The 22,587-nt window shown below is 67.2% G+C and carries 15 protein-coding genes and 1 pseudogene; 1 reads left to right on the top strand and 15 read right to left on the bottom strand.

The features are described 5' to 3' along the window. Positions 1-742: 742 nt before the first annotated feature. A pseudogene (locus tag AC1D29_RS24300) lies at positions 743-841 on the top strand (PEP-CTERM sorting domain-containing protein); the annotation flags it as partial. Positions 842-1,230: 389 nt separating this feature from the next. Here the strand turns inward: AC1D29_RS24300 and AC1D29_RS24295 are convergent. The 15 genes from AC1D29_RS24295 to AC1D29_RS24225 form a co-directional block, all read right to left on the bottom strand. Then, positions 1,231-1,533, bottom strand: a complete 303-nt coding sequence (locus AC1D29_RS24295) for a hypothetical protein (protein ID WP_477902327.1) — start codon at positions 1,531-1,533, stop codon at positions 1,231-1,233. Between the two features lies 1 nt (position 1,534). Beyond that, entirely contained in the window at positions 1,535-2,191 is a 657-nt protein-coding gene (locus AC1D29_RS24290; protein WP_477902325.1) for a hypothetical protein, read from the bottom strand. Positions 2,192-2,798: 607 nt separating this feature from the next. Then, positions 2,799-3,464, bottom strand: a complete 666-nt coding sequence (locus tag AC1D29_RS24285; RefSeq protein WP_477902324.1) for a PAS domain-containing protein — start codon at positions 3,462-3,464, stop codon at positions 2,799-2,801. Positions 3,465-3,486: 22 nt separating this feature from the next. After that, entirely contained in the window at positions 3,487-4,440 is a 954-nt protein-coding gene (locus AC1D29_RS24280; protein ID WP_477902322.1) for a glycoside hydrolase family 43 protein, read from the bottom strand. 197 nt (positions 4,441-4,637) lie between these two features. Then, complete coding sequence (gene yjfF, locus AC1D29_RS24275; RefSeq protein ID WP_477902320.1) at positions 4,638-5,615, bottom strand: galactofuranose ABC transporter, permease protein YjfF; 978 nt, start codon at positions 5,613-5,615, stop codon at positions 4,638-4,640. Continuing rightward, entirely contained in the window at positions 5,612-6,607 is a 996-nt protein-coding gene (locus AC1D29_RS24270; RefSeq protein ID WP_477902318.1) for an ABC transporter permease, read from the bottom strand. Before AC1D29_RS24270 ends, yjfF begins: the two co-directional genes overlap by 4 nt. Positions 6,608-6,624: 17 nt before the next feature. Beyond that, positions 6,625-8,172, bottom strand: coding sequence for a sugar ABC transporter ATP-binding protein (locus AC1D29_RS24265; RefSeq protein WP_477902316.1), 1,548 nt, complete (start codon positions 8,170-8,172; stop codon positions 6,625-6,627). A gap of 1 nt (position 8,173) precedes the next feature. Beyond that, positions 8,174-9,130 (bottom strand): ABC transporter substrate-binding protein, encoded by a 957-nt coding sequence (locus AC1D29_RS24260; protein ID WP_477902314.1) that lies wholly within the window; start codon positions 9,128-9,130, stop codon positions 8,174-8,176. A 30-nt stretch (positions 9,131-9,160) separates the two neighbouring features. Continuing rightward, the gene (locus tag AC1D29_RS24255) at positions 9,161-11,530 is read right to left on the bottom strand and encodes a beta-L-arabinofuranosidase domain-containing protein (RefSeq protein ID WP_477902312.1); all 2,370 of its coding nucleotides are present in this window, start codon (positions 11,528-11,530) and stop codon (positions 9,161-9,163) included. A 4-nt stretch (positions 11,531-11,534) separates the two neighbouring features. Then, positions 11,535-13,076 carry a glycoside hydrolase family 43 protein gene (locus AC1D29_RS24250; RefSeq protein ID WP_477902310.1) on the bottom strand — a complete coding sequence of 514 codons (1,542 nt, stop codon included), beginning with the start codon at positions 13,074-13,076 and terminating at the stop codon, positions 11,535-11,537. 202 nt (positions 13,077-13,278) lie between these two features. Then, complete coding sequence (locus AC1D29_RS24245) at positions 13,279-14,823, bottom strand: alpha-N-arabinofuranosidase (RefSeq protein WP_477902308.1); 1,545 nt, start codon at positions 14,821-14,823, stop codon at positions 13,279-13,281. A gap of 41 nt (positions 14,824-14,864) precedes the next feature. After that, entirely contained in the window at positions 14,865-16,451 is a 1,587-nt protein-coding gene (locus tag AC1D29_RS24240; RefSeq protein WP_477902306.1) for an aldehyde dehydrogenase (NADP(+)), read from the bottom strand. Between the two features lie 13 nt (positions 16,452-16,464). Continuing rightward, positions 16,465-18,219 (bottom strand): IlvD/Edd family dehydratase, encoded by a 1,755-nt coding sequence (locus AC1D29_RS24235; protein ID WP_477902304.1) that lies wholly within the window; start codon positions 18,217-18,219, stop codon positions 16,465-16,467. 167 nt (positions 18,220-18,386) lie between these two features. Then, a complete protein-coding gene (locus AC1D29_RS24230) occupies positions 18,387-19,340 on the bottom strand; it encodes a glycoside hydrolase family 43 protein (protein ID WP_477902302.1) in 954 nt (317 codons plus the stop codon). Positions 19,341-19,418: 78 nt separating this feature from the next. Continuing rightward, the gene (locus AC1D29_RS24225; RefSeq protein ID WP_477902300.1) at positions 19,419-22,295 is read right to left on the bottom strand and encodes a TonB-dependent receptor; all 2,877 of its coding nucleotides are present in this window, start codon (positions 22,293-22,295) and stop codon (positions 19,419-19,421) included. Between the last annotated feature and the right edge of the window lie 292 nt (positions 22,296-22,587).

The raw sequence follows: 22,587 nt of genomic DNA, 5'->3' as shown, positions 1-22,587 counted from the left end.
GGTGACCATTCGCCAGGTCGGTGATCCGTCGACACCCAACACCCAGCATTTCGCCGGCGTGGGCACCGACCGGTTGCGCGCGGCCGCGGGCGAGTACACCAACACACCAGTCACCACGTCAGGTACCGCCACCGCAGGCAACGGCAAGATTACCACCTTCGCCGGCGCCTTCAGCAACGGGCGTGGAAACCCGGGCGACCCCACCAGCGTGTCCACCACCGCCACCGCTTCGTTGACCGACAGCTTCACGGTCAGCGCCACGGGGGACGATCCCATACAGATGGTGTTCGCACTGCATGCCGGCGGCAACGTGACGGCGTCCAACACCGATCCGAACGCCAGCCTGGGCTTTGGCGGCGCCGGCGCAACGGCGAGCTGGCAGATCAGCCTGTCCGGGCCGAACGTCTCGCTGGCGAGCTCGGGCAGCGTGTCAGAGCAGAAGACCATCGTCAGTCGCAACCCCTTCCTGATCAGCATCGTCCATACCGAAACGGGCCTCGGCTTCAGCGAGTTCTCGATGGTGGTCGGCGTGACCCCCGGCCCGGCCGGAGCGACCTTCAGCCTGTCGATGCTTGCGGAGGCCAGCGCAGGTGTTCAGCAAGGCAACGGCACGATGAATGCCATCGCCGACTTCGGCAACACGCTGGAGTGGAAGGGCCTGGCCGGCGTGACGCTGCTGGACGGCAGCCCCTACCTCGGCAGCTTGTCGATCACGAGCGAATCGGGCTTCGACTACGGCCGCGCCGTGTCGGCAGTGCCGGAGCCGGCGAGCTACGCGCTGCTGCTGGGCGGCATGGCTTTGCTGGGGCTGGTGGCGCGCCGCCGGCAGGCCCGCGGCTGAAGGCTCAGAGCCAGAGCCAGCACGCCTTGCGGCGTGCGAGGACTTTTGTTGGTTGATTTTGCGGAGAGCGTGTTGGCTCGGTGCATTGCCGGGAGTCCGTCCCGGCGGCCGGGTAACTTTCTTCTGCGGGGCCAGAAGAAAGTCACCAAAGAAGAGGCCCTGAACCGCACACGATCACGACGCCGCCATCAGCGGCGCGCGAAAACAACCGGCGGCGTTGCGCCCAGACGCGACCCGCTTCGCTCTCGCTGCTGTCCCTGTGACGAACACCATCCATCGCCCCTTCACGCCGGTTAACGCCGGCTGCACGCCGGGCTCACCAGGAATGCGAAGTCAGCGCCGCTCGGGCGGCGCGACTGGTGTGTGCTGGGGAGGTCTGGCGCGTGGCTTCAGTCTTCGTCAGGTTCGGCAAACCTGGCCTGAAACGCCTCGGCGAACTCCGCCGATGCGCTGAACGTCAGCGTCACCGTCACCCACCCGCCCGCCTCGTGCTGCACCAGCAGCTCGTGGTCCCAGGCGTTGCCATCCTCAACCGGCCCCTGCCGTCCGCCGAACTCCGCCCGCGCCCAGGCCAGCACCCGCTCCACCTCGGCCATCACGGCCGCATGATCGGCCTCGCGCGTGGACGCCATGGCTTCCAGCGTGAGGATGTCGTCGGAGCTGTCGGTGAGGTCGAAGGTGAGGTGGCGCATGTCACTTCACAGATTGAAGTTGCTCGTCTGCGAGCTGAGTTTGATCGAGCAACCGCTTTCGTACCGACTTCTCGATATCGGTGTGCAGCGGCTCGCCCTCCTTTTTCAGCTTGTCCCAGGCCTCTCCAATCATCTTGTAGTCTTTCGAAGAGGGGTGATTGCCAACGTCGAAGGAAATCAGTGCCTCCCAGATAACGTGCACGAGCTTGTTGAAATCGTCTCGAAGCTCGTCAGGCAGAAAGATTGAGTTCGCCTTGAGGAATCGGTCCGCGTCTGCCAGTGCATCGTGCGTCTTGGCATATCTCATTCTTGTGTCTAGCTCTTGCCAGACCTTATCGCGGTTGCTAGCCGACGCATTTCGAATTTGCTCTCTCTGTGTCTCCCAAAGCATCTCCTGCTTTGACAGAAATTCTTCTAGGTGGCCCTCCGACATGTATTGCAAGGATGTGTAGGACTGCATTGGCGAGCAAAGCCAGCAAGAGAGTCCGTAGGCATTTCCTATCTTCTCCCACGCCTCCGGGATCACCTTGAATTCCCTTTCCTGTAGCTTTAGCGATCCCTGGATAACGGTATCCAGTCTTGCTTTGATCCGTTGCAGCTCCTTCGCCTGTTCATGCTCGAACGCCTTTTGGCGCTTTGCGAAGTGGGCGGGCGTCAACCCAGCGCTCCACCGCCTTCTGGAATATGAGCCAGAAGAGCCCTATTGAGGCACCACCATAGAAAAAGAATCGGCCGACATATTGCGTGAACTCATCAAGCGTCATTAGCACCTCCTATGGGTTGGCCGTCACTCGGCCGCACAAGACGCTGATTCTCATCTGTAGGCGGCCGCGCCTTGCAGCCCATAGCCCCGAGATTGGGGTGAACGCAGTGAACCCCAGCGATGCCTCTGCGCAACCGCCGAGTTGGCGAATACCGCACGCGTCGCCCGAGCGACGCTGACTTCGGATTCCTGGTGAGCCCGGCGTGCAGCCGGCGTTAACGGGCGGGATGGGGGCGATGGATGGCACTCGTGATAGGGACAGCAGCGAGAGCGAAGCGGGTCGCGTCTTCCCGGAATGCGGCTGCATGTTTTCGCGCGCCGCTCTTGGCGGCGTCGCAATGGCGTGCGGTTCAGCGCCTCTTCTTTGGTGACTTTCTTCTGGCGCCGCAGAAGAAAGTTACCCCGCCGCCGGGCGGGACTCCCGGCAATGCGCCGAGCCAACACGGTCTCCGCAAAAGCAGCCAGTTCCCACAAGGCTCAACGCGAGCGCCCAGCCGAATCGCTAGCGCGTCGGCAGCCCTTCCAGCGCAGCCAGTGAAGCCTGCAGCACATCTTCCAACTCGCCAAGCAAGCGTTGCCGCTCCGGTGCCGTCTCGGGCGTTTCCACGCTCAGCAGCTCGTGGAACGGCAGCACCAGCGGTGAACCTTCCATGGAACCCCGTGGCCCGTCGGGCAGGCCACCCTGGGGTGTGAACGGGCGCTGGGTCAGGTCGACCATCGTCCCGACCATGCGGGCCGCGCGGCCGTCGGCGCTCCACTCGATGACGCGGCCGCGAGAGTGCACCGCGCGATAGCCCGAGCCGTTGCTCCGCAGGCGGAACGTGGCCTCGTAGCTGGCTTGTGCGCCGCGGGCGTGCGCGCGCATCGCGGCCAGCATGCCCTCAAGGTCAGCCGGGTGCACTCGGCAGCGCCAGAAGTGCGTGCTGTCGGCGCTGTACGGCTCCGGGAAACCAAGCCGCAGCTTCCACTGCGGTGAATAGTGGACCGTCTCCAGCTCGAGCCTGAGGTCCCAGATCCCGAGCTCACCCCCTTCGACGGCCTGTCGCAAGCGAAGCTCCAGCGGTTGTCCGTGCATGCCCATGAACGCGATTGTCAGGTCCCGATGCCAGGGCAATAGGCTGTCCTGCCGTCCACGTTCTGCCGCGTGCGGGCCAGTGGCTTGCGTCAACGACAAGCCGGACGCGAGGGCATCAGCGCTTGCAACCCGGCGCTGGGTTCGCCTTCGGCCCCGACTTCGTCTGATGGATGAACGGGATCGTCCCATCCGCCCGGTACGAGAATTCCTCGACCGCCAGCGACCGTCGGAACTCGCTGCCCCCCGGCAGCTCGGCGTTGTGATACGCCACATAGCTCTTGCCGTTGAAGTCGAAGAACGCCTGGTGGATGGTCTTCGTCTTCAGATTGCGCTCCATGACGACGCCCTGCGGCGTCCAGGGGCCGGTGGCTGACGGGCCGGTCATGTAGGCCGTCTCTTCGGGGAAGTGCTGCGAGTAGCTCAGGTAGTACGTGCCGTTGTGCTTGTGCAGGTAGGACGCCTCGACGAAGTTGGCCACCGGCACGGCCGTGATCGGACCGTCCAGCTCGGTCATGTTGGCCTTGAGCTTGGCGACCTTCATCACCGTGTTGCCCCAGTACAGCCAGGCCTGGCCGTCGTCGTCGATGAACACGGCCGGGTCGATGTCGTCCCAGGCGATGTCGGTCTGCTGGGTCATGTCGTTGGTGATGAGCGCGGAACCGCGCGCATCCTTGAACGGGCCGGTCGGCGAGTCCGACACCGCCACGCCCACCGCGAAGCCGGGCACGGTCGCGTGTTCGACCGTCGAATAGAACCAGTACTTGCCGTGGCGCTTGACCACGTCCGACGCCCAGGCGCGGCCCTTGGCCCAGGCGAAGTCCCTGGCCTTGATGGGCACGCCCTCGTCCTTCCAGTTCACCATGTCGCAGGTGGAGAACACGCGCCACTCGTGCATGACGTAGTCCTTGCCCTCGGGCGGCGCCTCGTCGCGGCCGGCGAAGAGGTAGACGCGGCCACCGTCCACCAGCACGGCGGGGTCGGCGGTGAAGAGCGGCGCGAACAGCGGGTTGGTGGCGGCTTGAGCCGCACTCCAAGCAAACGCAGCCGTGAACAGTAGCTTCTTGAACATCTCAGCGATCCTTTCGCATGGGTGGCCCCGCGACACGCGAGACCAAGGCATTCGGGCCGAGCGCCGGGCCGCTCCCAAGCCGGCCCGAGTTGACGATGCATGCGGCTCGACGCCGCACGCATCGCCGTCCCCACGGGGGACCGACTGGGCTCGTCCGCGTTCAGCGGCACGAGACCGGGCGAGGGGCTCACATCACTTCAGGCAGTGGCTTTCTTCAGGGACAGCAGCCGCTGCACGGCGCAGAAGACGAACAGCAGCGCGCCGATGACGATCTTGGTCCACCAGGAGCTGAGGGTGCCGTCGAAGGCGATCAGCGTCTGGATGAGGCCCAGCACCAGCACGCCGGACAGCGCACCGGCCACGTAGCCATAACCGCCCGTCAGCACGGTGCCGCCGATGACCACGGCAGCAATCGCGTCCAGCTCCACGCCTTGCGCATGTTGGCCGTAGCCGCTGAGCATGTAGAACGCGAACAGCAGGCCGGCCAGCGACGCGCAAAAGCCGCTGAGGCCGTAGACGGCGACCTTGGTGCGGCCCACGGGCAGGCCCATCATCAGCGCCGAGGCCTCGCTGCCGCCCAGCGCGTAGACGGTACGGCCGAAGGCGGTGCAGTGCGCCACCCACAGGCCCGCGCCCAGCACGATCAGCGCGATCAGCGCGCCCGGCGACAGGAAGGCGCCCGCGAACAGCGGGATCTGCGTCTGCGACAGCGTGACGAACAGCGGCGCGTCGATGGTGATGCTGTCGACGCTGATGAGGAAGCACAGGCCGCGCGCCAGGAACATGCCGGCCAGCGTGACGATGAAGGCCTGCAGCTTGAACACGTGGATGACCACGCCCTGCAGCGCGCCGAACGCCGCACCGCCCAGCAGCACGAGGACGATGACCAGCTCCGCCGGCCACTGCGCAACCTGCAGCAACCAGGCGGCGACCATGGTGGTCAGCGCCAGCACCGAGCCCACGGACAGGTCGATGCCACCGGACAGGATGACGAAGCTCATGCCCACCGCGATGACGAGCAGGAAGGCGTTGTCGATGAGCAGGTTCAAGACGACCTGCGTGGAGCCGAAGCCGGTGTAGCTGCTGGCGCCGACGATGAAGAGCACGGCCATCAGCGCGACGCTGACCCAGCTGGTGAACGACGGGGCGGCCATTGCCGAGCGGAGCGCTTTCATGCCTTCCTCCAGGTCGACCAGGCCGAGGACTGCGAGATGCAGACCGCAAACACGACGACGGCCTTGACGACCATGGTCACCTGCGGCGGCACGCCCATCGCGTAGATGGTGGAGGTCAGCGTCTGGATGATGAGCGCGCCGATGAGGCTGCCGGCCAGGCTGAACTTGCCTCCGCTCAACTGCCCGCCGCCCAGCGTCACGGCGAGGATGGCGTCCAGCTCCAGCAGCAGGCCGGCGTTGTTGGCGTCGGCGCTCTTGATGTTGGACGAGATCATCAGCCCCGCCAGCCCCGCGCCGAGGCTGCAGTAGACGTAGACGAAGAAGACGATGGCCGCCGTGCGCACGCCGGCCAGGCGCGCGGCGACGGGGTTGATGCCGACGGTCTGGATGAACAGGCCCAGCGCCGTGCGCTTCATCAGCAGCGCCGTGAGGCCGCCCACCGTGGCGACGACGAACAGCGACACCGGCAGCCCCAGCAGGTAGCCGCCGCCCAGCCAGAAGAAGGTCGCGGGTTCGTAGACGGTGATGATCTGGCCGTCGGTGAACAGCTGCGCCAGGCCGCGGCCGGCGACCATCAGGATCAGCGTCGCGATGATGGGTTGCAGGCCCAGCGCCGACACCAGCAGGCCGTTCCACAGGCCGCACAACAGCGCGGCACCCAGGGCCGCGGCGAAGGCGACGGCCAGGCCGTGCGAGCCGACCAGCACGCAGGCCACCGTGCCGGCGATGGCGACGACGGCGCCCACCGACACGTCGATGCCGCGCGTGGCGATGACCAGCGTCATGCCGAGCGCCGCGAGCATCAGCGGTGCGGCGCGGTGCAGGATGTCGATGAGGCTGCCGTAGAGGTGGCCGTCCTTGATCTCCAGGTGCAGGAAGCCGGGCACGAAGACAGCCGCGACGACCAGCAGCAGCGCGAGCGCCGCGACGGGTCGCGCGAGCGGATGCTTCCAGGCCCTCGACACGGCAGAGGGGGCGCTTGGCGTGGACATGGCGAGACTCTGGGAATTCATGCGGGAACTGCGGTGGCGGGCTCGGCGGCGATGACCTCGAGCACGCTGCGCTCGTCCAGCTCGCCGCGGCGGTACTCGCCGGCGGCGCGGCGGTCGCGCAGCACGAGGACGCGGTCGCTGCAGTGCAGGACCTCGGGCAACTCGGACGAGATGAAGAGGATGGACATGCCCGTGCCGTCCTCCTTGTGCGCGAGCGCGCGGACGGCGTCCATCAGGTCCTCCTTGGCACGCACGTCGATGCCGCGCGTGGGCTCGTCGAGGATGAGCGCGGCGGGCTCGGTCGCCAGCCAGCGGGCGAGCAGCGCTTTCTGCTGGTTGCCGCCGCTGAGCTGACCGATGGGCGTGTCGGCGCTGGCCGTCTTGATGCCCAGGCGCTGGATGTAGTCGTCGGCCAGGGCCTGCTGCTGCTCGTGGCTCATGACCAGCCGCAGGCCGTGGCGGGCCTGCAGCGCGAGCAGGATGTTGTCGCGCACGGAGAGGTCCAGGATGGCGCCTTCGTGCTTGCGGTCTTCCGAGCAGAAGGCAATGCCGGCGGCGATGGCCTGGCGGGGCGAGTGCCAACGGCCGTTGTGGCTGCCGGCCTCGACATGGCCTGCGTCGGCCGTGTCGGCGCCAAACAGCAGGCGCGCGGCCTCGGTGCGGCCGGAGCCCAGCAGGCCGGCGAGGCCCAGCACCTCGCCGCGCTTCAGCTCCAGGTCCAGCGGGTGCAGCGCGCCGCGACGGCTCAAGCCCTGGGCCTTCAGCACCGCCGCGCCGGTGTTCGGCGCGCGGCTGTCCAGGCGGGTGGGCTGCTGGTCGGGCGGCGCGCCCACCATCTTGTTGACCAGGGCCAGGCGGCTGAGATCGCTCGCCAGGTACTCGCCCTCGGTCTCGCCATTGCGCATGACGGTGATGCGATCGGCCAGCGCGTAGGTCTGGTCGAGGAAGTGGGTCACGAACAGGATGGCCAGGCCCTGGTCGCGCAGGCGGCGCAACACGGTGAACAGGCGCTGCACGGCGGCGTCGTCCAGGCTGGACGTGGGCTCATCCAGGATGAGCACGCGGGCCTGCACGCGCAGCGCGCGGGCGATGGCGACCATCTGTTGCACGGACAGCGAGTAGCGCGACAGCGGGGCCGTCACGTCGATGTCCAGGTCCATCTGCGCGAGCACACGCCTGGCTTCGGCGTTGACGGCGGCCCAGTCGATGCGGCCCCCACCCAGCCAAGATTTGCGCGGGAAGCGGCCGGCGCAGATGTTCTCCGCCACGCTGAGGTTGGTGCAGAGGTTGACCTCCTGGTAGACGGTCTGGATGCCCAGGGCCTGGGCTTCCTCGGTGCGGCGCGGCGCGATCGTGTGGCCGTCCAGCGTGATGACGCCGGCGTCGGGCGTGTACAGACCCGTCAGCACCTTGATCAGCGTGGACTTGCCGGCGCCGTTCTGGCCCATCAGCGCGTGCACCTCGCCCGGGAACAGGCGCAGGCTGACGTCGCCGAGGGCCTTCACGCCCGGAAAGCCTTTATGGATGCCGGACAGCGCCAGCACCGGGGCCGCACTCACCGTCATGTCAATACTTTCGGTTCGGCAGTTCCTTGGCCGCCACCTCGGCCGGGAACACGCCCTCGGTCACCGTGATCCGCTTCTCGATCGGCTTCTTGGCCACCACGTCCTTGGCCAGCTGCATCAGCTGCGGCCCCAGCAGCGGGTTGCATTCCACCGTCACGTTCAGCTTGCCGGCCTTCATCGCCTCGAACGCACCGCGCACGCCGTCGATGGAGATGATGACGATGTCCACGCCCGGCTTCAGGCCGGCTTCCTCGATGGCCTGGATGGCGCCAATCGCCATGTCGTCGTTGTGCGCGTACAGCACGTCGATCTTCTTGTCGCGCTGCTTCAGGAAGGACTCCATGACCTCCTTGCCCTTGGCGCGCGTGAACTCGCCGGACTGCGAGCGGATGATCTGCAGCTTGGGGTTGGTCTTGATGACTTCCTCGAAGCCCTTCTTGCGGTCGATGGCCGGCGCCGAGCCCACGGTGCCCTGCAGCTCGACGATGTTCAGTGCGGCGTTCGGCGTCTTCGCCGCACGCTCCAGCAGCCACTTCGCGGCCTTGCGGCCTTCCTCGACGAAGTCGGAGCCGATGAAGGTGACGTACAGCGACGGGTCACTGACCTTGACCGCGCGGTCGGTCAGGATGACGGGGATGCCGGCCGTCTTGGCTTCCTTCAGCACCGTGTCCCAGCCGCTTTCCACCACCGGCGAGAAGGCGATGACGTCGACCTTCTGCGCGATGTAGCTGCGGATGGCCTTGACCTGGTTCTCCTGCTTCTGCTGCGCGTCGGCGAACTTCAGCGTGATGCCGGCCTCCTTGGCCGCGGCCTTGATGGAGGCGGTGTTGGCGGTGCGCCATTCGCTCTCCGCGCCGACCTGGGAGAAGCCCAGGACCAGCGGCGCGGCCAGGGCGCCGAAGGCGGACAAGGACAACGCGGCGGCGAGCAGCGTGCGACGAACAATAAGTGTCTTCATTCGGTTGTCTCCGTTGGGTGGTGGGCTTGTCTAACGCAGCAATCGCAGGCCGTAAAGCCCGCCGGCGATGGAACCTGGCTTGGCGACGAATTTCACATTGAGTTTGCCGCCGGCGGCACGAACCAGCTCGGCGGGCAGCGGGAACTCGCGCGTGTAGAGGTCGTCTGCCGTGTCGACCTTGGCCAGTTCGAGCTCGGCGACGAGTTGGCCGTTGACGACGAGGTCGAAGCGCCGGCCGGCGTCGCCCTTGGCGAAGCTCAGGCGCAGCGTGCGCGCTTCGGCCTTGGGGTCGTTCAAGTCGTAGCTGAACCACTGCCTGGCATGCCGCCAGCGGCCGGCCGGCGCGATGCCGTTCTCGGCACCCTCGCCCTTGAAGCCGTGGTCGGACTCGGGCTGCTGCTCGCCCGGCGCGACCTGGTCGATGGTCTGCGCGTCCAGCGCCAGGCGCGCTTCCTCGGCCTTGGCCAGCTCCACGCGCAGCAGGCTTTGCTGCGCCGCTGTGCTGCGCGCCCAATAGACCATGTAGCGCGAGTCGTGCAGGCGGAAAAAGGGGATGAGCTGCAGGTTCTCGCTGCCCTTGACACCCCGGATGAGGCCGGGCGCAGTGAAGGTCAGCGGCTGGCCGGAAACGGGCTTGAAGCGGCGCACGAAATCCGCCTTGTCGCTGACGAAGACCGGCGCGGCGTCCTGCGGGCAGACCGGCCCCTGAGCGATATGGCCCATGCGCGAGCCGTCGGCGGTGAAGCTCAGCGCCTCGCCCGGCTGCGGCGTCTTGGCGGCCAGCACGATGGGGCCGTGCAGCACGGCCACGTAATTCTTCAGCCCAGGCATGGGCTCCAACGTCGTGCGCATGGGCAGCTCGACGTCGACCTCGTCGCCCGGCTGCCACGTGCGGCGCAGTTCGACGTGGCTGCCCGGCCTGGCCGTCACCTTGACCGGCTTGCCGTTGAGCCTGACCTTCAGCGCGCCGGGCGCGACCCAGCCGGGGTAACGGATCTTCAGCGCGAAATCGCCGGCGTCGTGCACCGTCAACCGCGTGCGCGACTCATCAGGAAAGCGGGTGCTTTGCGTGACATGGATGCCGCGCTCGCGCCAGTCCAGCTGGGACGCGATGAAGAGGTTCACGTAGAGCGAGTCCGCGTCATGCGCGTAGATGAACTCGCCGTGGCGCGCGTGGCTCTCGATGCCGGAGCCCACGCAACACCACATGCCTTCGTCCACCTTGGAGTAGACGCGGTAGTGCTGCGGCCGCATCGGCGTGAAGTAGACGAAGCCGCCCTCGCCCGGGTGTTGCGACGCGAGGATGTGGTTGTAGAGCGTGCGCTCGTAGAAGTCGCTGTAGCGGCCGTTCTCAGGCTGGGCCTGCGCGAGCAGCGCGGTCAGCTTGAGCATGTTGTAGCTGTTGCAGGTCTCGGGGCCTTCCACCTCGTTGAGCATGGGCCGGAAGTCTTCCGCCGGGTGGAAGTGCTCCTTGACGCTGTTGCCGCCGATGGCGACCGTGCGCTTCTCGGTCACCGTGCGCCAGAAAAACTCCGCGGCGCGGCGACCCTCGTCCTCGCCGCCGATCTGCGCGATGCGCGCGAAGCCGATGACCTTGGGGATCTGCGTGTTGGCGTGCAGGCCGGTCAGCTTGTCCTGGCCCGCCGCCAGCGGCTGCAGCACGGCCTGGTGCGAGAAGCGCCGCGCCAGCGCCAGGTAGCGCAAATCACCGGTCATGTCGGCCACGTCGGCCAGCACCTCGTTCATGCCGCCGTGCTCGGCGCGCAGCATGTCCTGCATCTGCGCGTCGGTCAGCGGCGTCGTCAGGCGCAGCGCCCAGTCGCTCATGCGCACGAGCATGGCCTTGGCGTCGGCATTGCCGGCATGCACCCAGGCATCGCGCAGGCCGGCGAACAGCTTGTGGACGTTGTACCAGGGCACCCAGCGGCCGTTGACGGAGAAGCTGTCGACCTTGAGTTGCCCTGCGCCCACTTCAGCCCAGGCCTTGGCGCCGTCGGGGATGCCGCCGATGTAGCCCGTGCCCAGCTGGTCCTGGCAGCGCTTGAGTTCGGCGATGACGTAGTCCAGCCGCTGCTTCGCTTGCGCGTCGCCGGTCGACGCGACCATCAGCGCCAGCGCCGACACGTAATGCCCGCCCATGTGCCCATCCAGGCCCGACGACTCCCAGTTGCCGTAGCTCGGCGTGGGCACGGGCAGCCCCGCCTCACGGCGGAAGGGCGCGAGCAGGCGCTCGGGGTCGAGCGCCAGCAGGTAGCGCAGGTCGGTCGTCTGTGCCTGCAGGAAGGGACCGTCCAGCAGGCGCACGCGGTCCAGCGGGAAGGCCTGCGCTCCTCCACCCGTGATCGCACCCGCGCCGTGGGCACACAGCGCGAGCGTGACGGCAGCGAGCAGGCGCTTCATCGCGTCAGCCCGTGCGGATCGCCCACAACGACACGCCGCCGGACGACAGCGCGCTGAAGCTCACGACGAAGGCGCTGGCGTTGGTATTCCATTGCCGGGACAGTACCCCGGCATAGGTCGTCCCGCCGCTCACCACGCTGAGTTTGTTGCTGCCCTTGTGCGTCCAGGTGCCCGTCATGCCGCCGGTGACCGTGCCGTCGGCGTTCAGCGTGACGACGATGGACGCCTTGCTGACGGCCGTGATGTCCTTGCCGTGGTTGACCAGCTTGTACGTGCCTGCCGCCTGCGTGGCGCTGACGTCGGCCGTCTGCGCCGGCGTGGCCAGGCTCAGCGGTGCGTAACGCAGCGGCGCGATGACCAGCCAACCGTCTTCGTTCAGGTGCATCTCATGCACGCGGATCTCGTGCAGCTCACCGGTGCCGGGGAAGCGCGTGTGGAAGACGATGAAGTACTGGCCCGTCGCCGCGTCGTGGTAGGCCGAATTGTGGCCCGGTGACACATAGCCCAGCGCCGTGCCGGTCTCGCCGGTGGCGTTGGTGAACTGGTGGCCGCCCATCAGCTTCATGCCGTGCGGCGCGATGCTGGCGTCGTCGAAGAAGGTCCCGTTGGCGCCCTTGACGGTGGCCATGTCGGTACCGGCGCCGTCCAGGTAGGGCCCGTCGGGCTGCAGCGAGCGTGCCATGCGCACGTTGTAGCCGCCGGCCGCGTCCAGGCCGCCGAAGGACATGAACAGGTAGTAGTACTTGGTCGTCGGGCTGTAGAGGACGTAGGCGCCCTCGATGCGCGCGTGGTTGCCGCCGATGAGCCGCTTGCCGTAGCCCTGGCCCGCGATCGGCAGGCCGGTCGCCGGGTCCAGCTGCAGGATGAAGAGGCCGCCCGAATAGGAGCCGTACACCATCCACAGCTTGCCCGTCGCGTCCTTGAAGACGGCGGGGTCGACGACGTTGGGGTGCCTGGTGGCGTCGTAGTTGGTGCCGTCTTCCGACGTGCCCACCATGCCCGACTTCAGCAGCAGCTGCTTGTTGGCATAGGGCCCGTCGACCTTGGTGGCCACGGCGATGCCCAGCGCCGACAGCGGCGAGTCGCCCTTGCAGGCGCAGTAGTACATGTAGAACTTGCCGTCATCGAGCTTGGTGACGTCGGGTGCCCACAGCGTGGTCGTCTGCGCCCAGGTCAGCGCGGCGGACAGGTCGGTCGTGACGTTCGTGAACAGCGGGTTGGCGTTGTTGACGCCATCGGCGATCTTGGTCCAGTTCATCAGGTCCGTCGTCTTGGCCGCCGCGAGGTGGGAGCCGAAGACGTAGAACGTGCCGTCGGCGCGGATGACGGAGGGGTCATGCACGCCGGCGTTGGTGAACGTGAGCGCGGCCTGCGTGGGCGGCGGTGGTGCAGGGGGCGGGGGCGGCGGCGCCGGTGGGGGTGGCGGCGGCGTGGGCGTGATCGGGCTGGGCGCCGGCGAGGGGCTGCTGCCACCGCCGCCGCCGCAGGCGGTCAGCGCGATGGCGGCCGAGCCGGCGAGGAAGTCGCGTCGCTTCTGGAAGGCCATGGTGTGTTTGTCTCCGGGTCTGATGGTTGTGGCCGGCGCAGCCTAGGAGGCTCGGCGGCGGCGCACCAATGACATTGCAGACACGGTCGATCCTGGTTTTGATATGCCCCGTGTTGGCCACGGAGGCAGCGCAACGCCTGGGCAAGCAGCATGGCGGGCCCAGAGTTGCAGGTCAGGGAAAGGCGCTTGGCCGAAGGGGTGATCAGCCCTCGACGGCGACGACGACGATGGACTTGGCCGGCAGCTTCAACGTCAGCTTGCCGTCGGCGGCCTGCGCTTCAAACGCCACGGGCGTGACCTGGGCGGCCTTGCCGAGTTCGTTCTGCGCATCCATCGCGCCAGCCGTCAGCAGCTTGCCCTTCACAAGCTTCGGCGCAGTGGCACCGACCTGCAGCGTCAGCTCGGTGGCCTGCGTCGCGTTCGAGTTCACGAGGCCGATGTAGACCTTGCCGTCCTTGCCGCGCGCGGCGGTGGCGGACAGGCCCGGCATTTCGGTCGCGCCGACCTTGTAGACCGGGTTGTTCTCGAGCGTGATGGGCAGAGAGGTCGCGTCCTGGAAGGGCGTGTACAGCGCGAACGCGTGATACGTCGGCGTCAGCACCAGCTTGTCCTTGCTGGTGAGGATCATGGCCTGCAGCACGTTGACCATCTGCGCGATGTTGCTCATCTTCACGCGGTCGGCGTGGGCGTGGAAGACGTTGAAGTGCAGCGCCGCCAGCAGCGCGTCGCGCAGCGTGTTGCGCTGGACCAGGAAGCCGGGGTTGCTGCCGGGCTCGGGGTCGTACCAGCTGCCCCACTCGTCGAAGTACAGGGCCAGCTTCTTCTGCGGGTCGTTCTTGTCCAGGATGACCGTGCTCTTGGTCAGCGTGCTGTCGATCTTGCTGACCTGCTGCAGCATCGAGATCCACTCGCCTTCGGGGAAGCCCACGGCCGAGCCCTTGCCCTCCCACTTGCCGCTGGGGAAGGTGTACGCGTGGTGGGCGATGCCGTTGAAGTTGTGGCGGATGTTCTTGCTCAGCACGTCGGTCCAGGTGGTGTCCTGGTCGTTGCCGCCGCTGGCGATGAACTGGGGCCGGTTGTTCTCGGGTGTCTTCAGGAAGGTGGCGACCTGGCGGTACTGGTCGGCGTAGTACTCGGGGCGCATGTTGCCGCCGCAGCCCCAGGTCTCGTTGCCGACGGCGAAGTAGTGCACGCGGAAGGGCTTGTCACGGCCGTTCTTGCGGCGCAGGTCGGTCAGCGTGGACTTGCCCTCGGCCGTCATGTACTCCAGCCACTCGGCCATCTCCTGCGCGCTGCCGGTGCCCAGGTTGCCGTTCACGTAGGCCTCGGCGCCCAGCTGCTCGACCAGGTCGAAGAACTCGTGCGTGCCGACGGCGTTGTTCTCCTGCACGCCACCCCAGTGGGTGTTGACCTTGACGGGGCGCTTGTTGCGCGGGCCGATGCCTTCGCGCCAGTGGTACTCGTCGGCGAAGCAGCCACCGGGCCAGCGCACCAGCGGCACCTTCAGGTCCTTCAGCGCGCCGACCACGTCCTTGCGCCAGCCGCGCACGTTCGGGATCTTGCTGTCGGGGCCGACCCACATGCCTTCGTAGATGCCGGTGCCCAGGTGCTCGGCGAACTGGCCGTAGATGTTGCGGTGGATGACCGGGCCGGGCTGGTCGGCGTTGACGACCAGCTTGATGTCGGCCGCCTGGGCGCCAAAGGCCCAGGCCAGGCAGGCCGCGAGGGCGGCGAGTTGCTTCTTCATGTCTTTTGTCTCCTTCGTTGTTCTGTTCGGGCCTGCGCGTCTCAGTTGCGCGTCAGTGCTCCGTCGCGGCGGCGCCAGACGCCGCGCTCGTTGGGCTCGCGCAAAACCGCCGGCAGCAAGGCGCGCGGCAGGTTCTGGTAGCAGACCGGGCGCAGGAAGCGCTGGATGGCTGCGGTGCCGACCGAGCTGCTGCGGCCGTCGCTGGTGGCCGGGAACGGGCCACCGTGGACCATGGCCGTCGACACCTCGACGCCGGTGGGATAGCCGTTGGCCAGGATGCGACCGACCTTGCGCTCCAGCGCCGGCAGCAGGCGGCGGGCGGCGGCGAGGTCGGCCTCGTCGTCGTCCTGCAGTTGCAGCGTGGCGGTCAGCTGGCCTTCCAGGCCTTCGATGACGGCAAGCAGCTCGTCCAGGTCCGTGCAGGCGACCAGCAGCGAGGCCGGGCCGAAGATCTCGGCCGACATCGCGTGGTTGGCCAGGAAGGCCGCGCCGGTCGTCTTGAACAGCGCCGGGGCGCCCTGGCAGCCGGCGGACTCGCCACGCAGCAGCGTGTCGACCTGCGCCTGGCCCGCGAGCTGGTCTTCACCGCGCTGGTAGGCGCTGGCGATGCCGGGCGTCAGCATGGTGCCCGCAGCCACGGGCTTGAGCGCCTCGGCAGCGGCGGCGGCGAAGCGGTCGAAGTCCGCGCCGGCCAGGCCCAGCACCAGGCCGGGGTTGGTACAGAACTGGCCCACGCCCATGACCAGCGAGGCGGCAAAGCCGGTCGCCACGTCGGCGCCGCGCTGGGCGAGTGCGCCCGGCAGCAGGACGACCGGGTTGATGCTGCTCATCTCGGCGTAGACGGGGATGGGCTGCGGGCGCGCGGCTGCGGCGGCCATCAGCGCGAGGCCGCCGCTGCGCGAGCCGGTGAAGCCGACGGCCTGGATGGCCGGGTGGCGCACCAGCGTGTCGCCGATGCCATGGCCGCTGCCGGTCAGCAGCGCGAAGACGCCGGCCGGCAGCTTGGACAGCTTGACGGCCTCGACGACCGCACGGCCGACCAGCTCCGACGTGCCCGGGTGGGCCGAGTGCGCCTTGACGACGACGGGGCAGCCGGCGGCCAGCGCGGCGGCGGTGTCGCCACCGGCGACCGAGAAGGCCAGCGGGAAGTTGCTGGCGCCGAACACGGCCACGGGGCCCACGCCGACGAAACGCAGGCGCAGGTCCGGCCGCGGCGGCGTGCGCGTGGGCAGGGCGGTGTCGATGCGCGCGTCCTGCCAGCTGCCTTCGCGCAGCAGTTCGGCGAACAGCTTGAGCTGGTTCATCGTGCGGCCACGCTCGCCTTCCAGGCGGGCGCGCGGCAGGCCGGTCTCGGCCATGGCGCGGACGATCAGGTCATCGCCCAGCGCGAGGATCTGCGCGGCGATCTGCTCCAGGAAGTCGGCGCGCTCCTGATCGGTCGTGGCGCGATAGGCGTCGAAGGCGGCGCCGGCGAGCGCGCAGGCTTCGGCCACCTGGGCCGCATCGACGGCGTTGAAGTCGGGGCCGAGGGCTTCGTTCTTGCCCGGGTCAAACGCCTGGAAGGGCTTGCCCGCGCCGCGCACCGGCTGGCCGCCGATCAGGGCCAGGCCTTGGATGGTGTTGCTCATGAAAACCTCGGAATCAGTGGGAATGGCGCGGCACGGCCGAGCCGCGCTTGCCGCGCAGGAAGTCGAAGTCGCAGCCCTCGTCGGCCTGCAGCACGTGGTTCACATAGAGCTGGCGGTAGCCGCTGGCGTCCTGCGGGTCCACGGTCTGCGCGGCGGCCCAGGCCGCCAGGCGCGTGGCCAGTTCGGCCTCGGAGATGTCCAGGTGCAGGCGGCCGGCGGCGCAGTCCAGCTCGATCCAGTCGCCTTCCTGCACGATGGCCAGCGGCCCGCCGGCGCGCGCCTCGGGCGCCACATGCAGCACGACGGTGCCGTAGGCGGTGCCGCTCATGCGGGCGTCGGAGATGCGCACCATGTCCTTCACGCCGGCTGCGAGCAGCTTGGGCGGCAGGCCCATGTTGCCGACCTCGGCCATGCCGGGGTAGCCCTTGGGGCCGCAGTTCTTCATGACCAGGATGGAGCTGGCGTCAACGGCCAGGTCGGGGTCGACGATGCGCGCCTTGTAGTCCTCGAAGTGCTCGAAGACGACGGCGCGGCCGCGGTGCTTCATCAGCTCGGGCGTGGCCGCCGAGGGCTTGAGCACGGCGCCGCGCGGCGCCAGGTTGCCGCGCAGGATGCAGATGCCGCCGTCTTCGATCAACGGGTTGTCCAGCTGGCGGATGACTTCGTCGTCGTAGATGGGCGCATCGACGCAGTTGGCCCACAGGCTCTTGCCGTTGACGGTCAGCGCGTCGGGGTTGGGCAGCTTGCCGCCCTCGCCCAGGCGGCGGATGACGGCCGGAAGGCCACCGGCGTAATAGAACTCTTCCATCAGGAAGCGACCCGAGGGCAACAGGTCCACCACCGTGGGCGTGCCGCGGCCGATGCGGGTCCAGTCTTCCAGCTCCAGGTCCACACCGATGCGGCCGGCGATGGCCTTCAGGTGGATGACGGCGTTGGTGGAGCCGCCGATGGCCGCGTTGACGCGGATGGCGTTCTCGAACGCTTCCTTGGTCAGCACCTTGGACAGCGTCAGTTGCTCCCAGACCATGTCGACGATGCGCATGCCGGACAGGTGGGCCAGCACATAACGGCGTGCATCAACGGCAGGGATCGCGGCGTTGTGCGGGAGGGACGTGCCCAGCGCCTCGGCCATGCAGGCCATCGTGGACGCGGTGCCCATCGTGTTGCAGGTGCCGGCCGAGCGCGAGTGGCCCGCCTCGGCGGCCATGAAGTCGTGCATGCTGATCTCGCCGGCCTTGACCTGCTCGTGCAGCTGCCACACGGCCGTGCCCGAGCCGATGTTCTTGCCGTTCAACTTGCCGTTCAGCATCGGGCCGCCGGTGACGACGATGGCCGGCACGTCGACGCTGGCCGCGCCCATCAGCAGCGCGGGCGTGGTCTTGTCGCAGCCGACCAGCAGCACGACGGCGTCCATCGGATTGCCGCGGATGCTCTCCTCGACGTCCATGCTGGCCAGGTTGCGCGTCAGCATGGCCGTGGGGCGCAGGTTGCTCTCGCCGCTGGAGAACACCGGGAACTCGACCGGCCAGCCACCCGCTTCGATGATGCCGCGCTTGACGTGCTCGGCCAGCTTGCGGAAGTGCGCGTTGCAGGGCGTCAGCTCGCTCCAGGTGTTGCAGATGCCGATGATGGGCTTGCCGTTGAACTCATGGTCCGGGATGCCCTGGTTCTTCATCCAGGAGCGGTACATGAAACCGTTCTTGTCCTGGGTGCCAAACCATTCGGCCGAGCGCAGCTTGACCTTGCTCTTCTTGTCCTCAGTCGTCATGTCTTGTCTCGATGTCGTTCTGCGGCGTGCAGGAGGGTGCCGCTGGAGCAGGCCGAGGGCGCGGTACGCGCGCCGAAAGCCGTTGAAACGATGCTAGGGGCCGTGGGAATTGCAATCCAATCAATTTCCACGGTGTACCGATGCTGTTTTCTGTATCAGGGACCACCCTAGTCGCGGCGCGAGGGCTTGCCGAACAGCGGCATGCCGTCCGCGCTCCAGCGCAGCGGCTTCACGAAGGTGTGACGGTCGGGGTTCCACAGCGGGTCGCCCTCGATCTCGGTGTAGCTGCGGGCGTGATAGACCAGCAGCACCTCATCGGCGTCGCTGCCCACGGTGAAGCTGTTGTGGCCGGGTCCGAAGACGCTGTCCTCGGCCGCGCTGCGCATCACGGGCTGGGCGGACTTGTGCCAGCTCGCCGGGTCCAGCAGGTCGGCGTTCTCGTCGGCCCACAGCAAGCCCATCGCGTAGTTCTCGTCCGTCGCGCTGGCCGAGTAGCTGATGAAGACGCGGCCGTGGCGCTGCAGCACTGACGGGCCCTCGTTGACGAGGAAGCCACGGCATTCCCAGTCGAACTCGGGCTTGCTGAGCAGCACGGGCTTGGCCGCCAGCTGCCAGGGCGTCTTCACGGGCGCGATGTAGAGGTTGGAGTTGCCGGCGATGGCCAGGTCCTTCTGCGCCCACAGGTAGTAGAGCTGGCCGCGGTGCGTGAAGGTGGTCGCGTCCAGGCAGAAGCTGTCGATGCCGCTGTCGATCTGACCGAGGAACTCCCATTCGCCGCCCAGCGGATCCTTGGCCTGGTTGCGGATGGCGTACATGCGGTGCTGGAACATGCCTTGATGGTCCAGCGCGCGGGTGTGCGCGGCGGCGAAGTAGACATACCAGGCGCCGTCGTTGAAGTGCAGCTCGGGCGCCCAGATCAGCTCCGAGTACGCGCCGGTGTCGGGCTTGTGCCAGACGTCAAACACCGGTGCGTCGGCGAGGCCCTCGATGGTCAGCGCCCGCCGCACCTCGATGCGGTCGTACTGCGGCACCGAGGCGGTGAAGTAGTAATAGCCGTCGGTGTGGCGCGAGATGTGGGGGTCGGCGCGCTGGCGGATCAGCGGCTGGATCAGGTCGGACATGGGGACTGCGAAAAAGGAAAAGGGCGTTGCCCGGTGGCCCGCGCAACGCCCGAACGAGGAAAGTTTCAGCCTCTTGGTTTACAGCTTCCAGCGGAAACCGACCGAGAACGCACGCCCAATCTGGACCGTACCGAAATTGGTCAACTCGGGGCTGCCCGCGTCGCCGAAGTGGTAGTACTGCTGCTGCATTTCGTTGGTCAGGTTGACGCCGCTGAAATCGAACGCCATGCGGTCGTTGATGTTGTAGGTCAGCTGGAAGTCCACGCTCTTTTCCGGCTGGCGCCAGATGCCGATCGGGTTGGCGAACAGCGCCGCTTCGTTGGCGGCCAGGAAGGCGTTGCGGCGGACGTAAGACAGGCGTGCGCCGATCGGGCCCTTCTCGTAGGCCAGGGTGGCGTTCCACGACAGCTTGGACACGCCGAAGAACGGCCCCTCGAGCTGCGAGGTGATCTGGCCGGCGTTGTCGGCGATCGGCACGTTCTGCGACGAGGTCAGGCGCGTCACGCTGCCCTGGAAGCCCAGGCCATCCAGCAAGCTCGGCAGGCCCTTCGGGAAGTAGATCGCACCCAGCTCAAGGCCGCTGATCTTGCCGTTGGAGGCATTGACCGGCGAGCTGATGACGTAGTCATAGCCGTTGGTGTGGTCGCCGCCCGAAGTCGAGTTGCGGAACGGATCTTCGGCCGGCGAGAGGTGGATGCGGCGGCGCAGCGGCACAACCAGGCCCTCGATCTTGCGTTGGAACACGGTGCCGTACAGCGCGCTGTCCTTCTGGAAATACCACTCGCCCGTCAGGTCGAGGTTCTTGGAGCGGGTCGGTTCCAGGCCAGGATTGCCGCCGCTGCCGCCGCCGTAGCCGACCTTCGAAACGTCGTCGCTGGGCTGCACGATGGGGTTGAGATCGCCGAAGTTCGGACGGCGCAGCGTTTCGCCATAGTTGAAGCGCAGCAGGACGTCCTTGGCCGCCTCGTAACGCAGCGTCAGGCTGGGCAGGAACTTCCTGGCCGTCTTCTCGCCGTTCGTCGGCGTCACCACCTTGGTGGTGGCATCGACCTTGTAGGCGGTCATGCTGGTATCGACCTGCACGTAGCGCACGCCGAAATTGGCGCGCAGGCGATTGCCGAACAACGTGTGCTCGGTATCCGCCATCAGGAACAGGTTGGTGGTGTCTTCCTTGACCTGGAAGGTTTTCTGCAAACTCAGCTTGTCGGTCGTCAGGAAATTCGGATCGGCCGCCTTGTACGTCGCGCGCCACTGATCGATGTTGTCCCGGATGTAGTAGGCATTCGGCTCGATCCAGGAGCGCGGCACGTCCGAGATGTCCGTGCCGAAGCCCGAATTGACGTGGTAATAGTTGGCGCCCAGCGTGGCCAGGTTCTTGCCCAGGAAGGCCGATTGCGTCCGGTTGGCTTCCGAGGCCTTGCGGCTGTCGAAGCGCGCGCCGAAATGCAGCGTCTTCAACGGACCCCAATCGGCGTCGTAGGCGCCGTTCAGGCTGGCGGTTGCGGCGCTGCCCTCGTTGCGGTTGGCGTTGTCGTAGAACTGCGCGACGTTCCACTTGGTCGGGTCCGCCAAGTCCGCATTGTTGTTGAACTTGAAGGCCATGTTGCCGCCGCCCGAATTGAAGTCGACGTTGATCGACGGCGCAACGCGGTCAATGCGGGTGGCAGTGAATTCCGAGTGGTACTTGCTGGTCTGGTACGACACATCGCCGTCCAAACGCAGGCGGTCGCCAATATTCCATTTGCCGTTCAAGGCATAGACAAAGGAATCGGTGGCCGAGGTGGTGTAGTCGCCGCTGTTGAAGCCGTAAACGTCATTCACGGCCCGCGTCTTGATGACGTTCGTTCCCGGGAATGTGGTGATCGTCCCTGCGGGATTGCTGCCGAGACTGCCCCACCAGTCCACGAAGCTGAACAGCAGCTTGTTGAAGACCTTGTCGCGATACCCGTTGTACATCGCCTCGAACGTGTAGACGGCGTCGTCGTTCGGCTTCCATTGCAGCGCGACGTTGGCGGCCGGACGCTCGCGCTGGCCCTCCACGTCGCTCTGGAAAACGGCGTCGCGCGCCAGGTAGTACGGACGGGGAGTGCCGTTGAAATTCAGCGTCGAACCCGCCTTCTGCGGCAAGCCCGTGTAGGTGCCCGGCGTCCAGATGGCGTTGTCGAAGATGCGCTGCAACGGGGTATAGCCGGCCGGCACTTCAGCGGCATTGGGGCTGGTGAACGGCACCATGGCCCCGGGCGTCACGCTTTCGTTGCGGTAGTCCGTCTTGACCATCGACAGATTGACCAGCGCGCCGAACTCACCGGCGTCGGTCTTCCAGCGATTGCTGCCCATCGCGCTGAGCTGCGGGTTCCACTTCTTCGCCGGGTCGAGATAGGTTTCCCGCGCCAGCAGCGACAGCTTCGCACCCTTGAAATCGAAGGGGCGCAGCGACTTGACGTCGATCTGGCCGGCGATGCCGTTTTCCAGCTGGCTGGCGTCGCGGGTCTTGTAGACGTCGATCTGGCGCACCAGCGTCGACGGAATGTCCTGCAGCGCCACCTGCGTACCGGACGCGGTGAAGATGTTGCGGCCGTTCCAGGTGGTGGCGACGTCGGGCAGGCCGCGGATGGACAGCGTGCCGACTTCACCGCCGGCGCGGTTGGTGACCTGGATGCCCGTCACGCGCTGCAGCGCTTCGACGACGTTGTTGTCGGGCAGCTTGCCGATGTCTTCGGCAACGACCGATTCCACGACCTGGTCGCTGGTGCGCTTGATCGCCAGGCTCTTGGTCAGCGAAGCCCGGACACCGGTGACCGTCACCGTTTCCAACGACGCGGCCTTGTCGGCTTCCTGGGCCACGGCGGTGGCGGACAGCGCGGCCAGCGCGGCGGCGGCGGTCAGGCTGAGGGTGAAGCGGGCGCGGGAGCGATCGGTGCGCGCATGCGGCAGCACCAGGGCTGGGTTCTTCATCGTGTCTCCGGAATCGTTATGGGGATCGGCCAACCCTTCAGCCGTTCTGGGCCTCTAGAGCGGGCCGTGGGCTGGGGTCTGAATTCATGCTAGGGGGCCGACCGATTCGCGACTAATCACATTTTTGGACTTCTCGATGCTGGTTTTCGCATCGCTGCCTCGGGTAAGCCCGGAGCCGCCCCCGGGCGTGCCCCATGGGCACTCGGTGCGCGACGACGACGGAGAAGAAGGTCTGGCCGAAGCCGTTGTCGAGCATGAACAACAGCGTGTTGCGTCCAGCCGTCAGCGCCGC

Source organism: Roseateles sp. P1_C6 (assembly GCF_056406315.1).
Note: the sequence above shows the minus strand (reverse complement) of the source record. Positions and strands in the feature narration are given on the sequence as shown.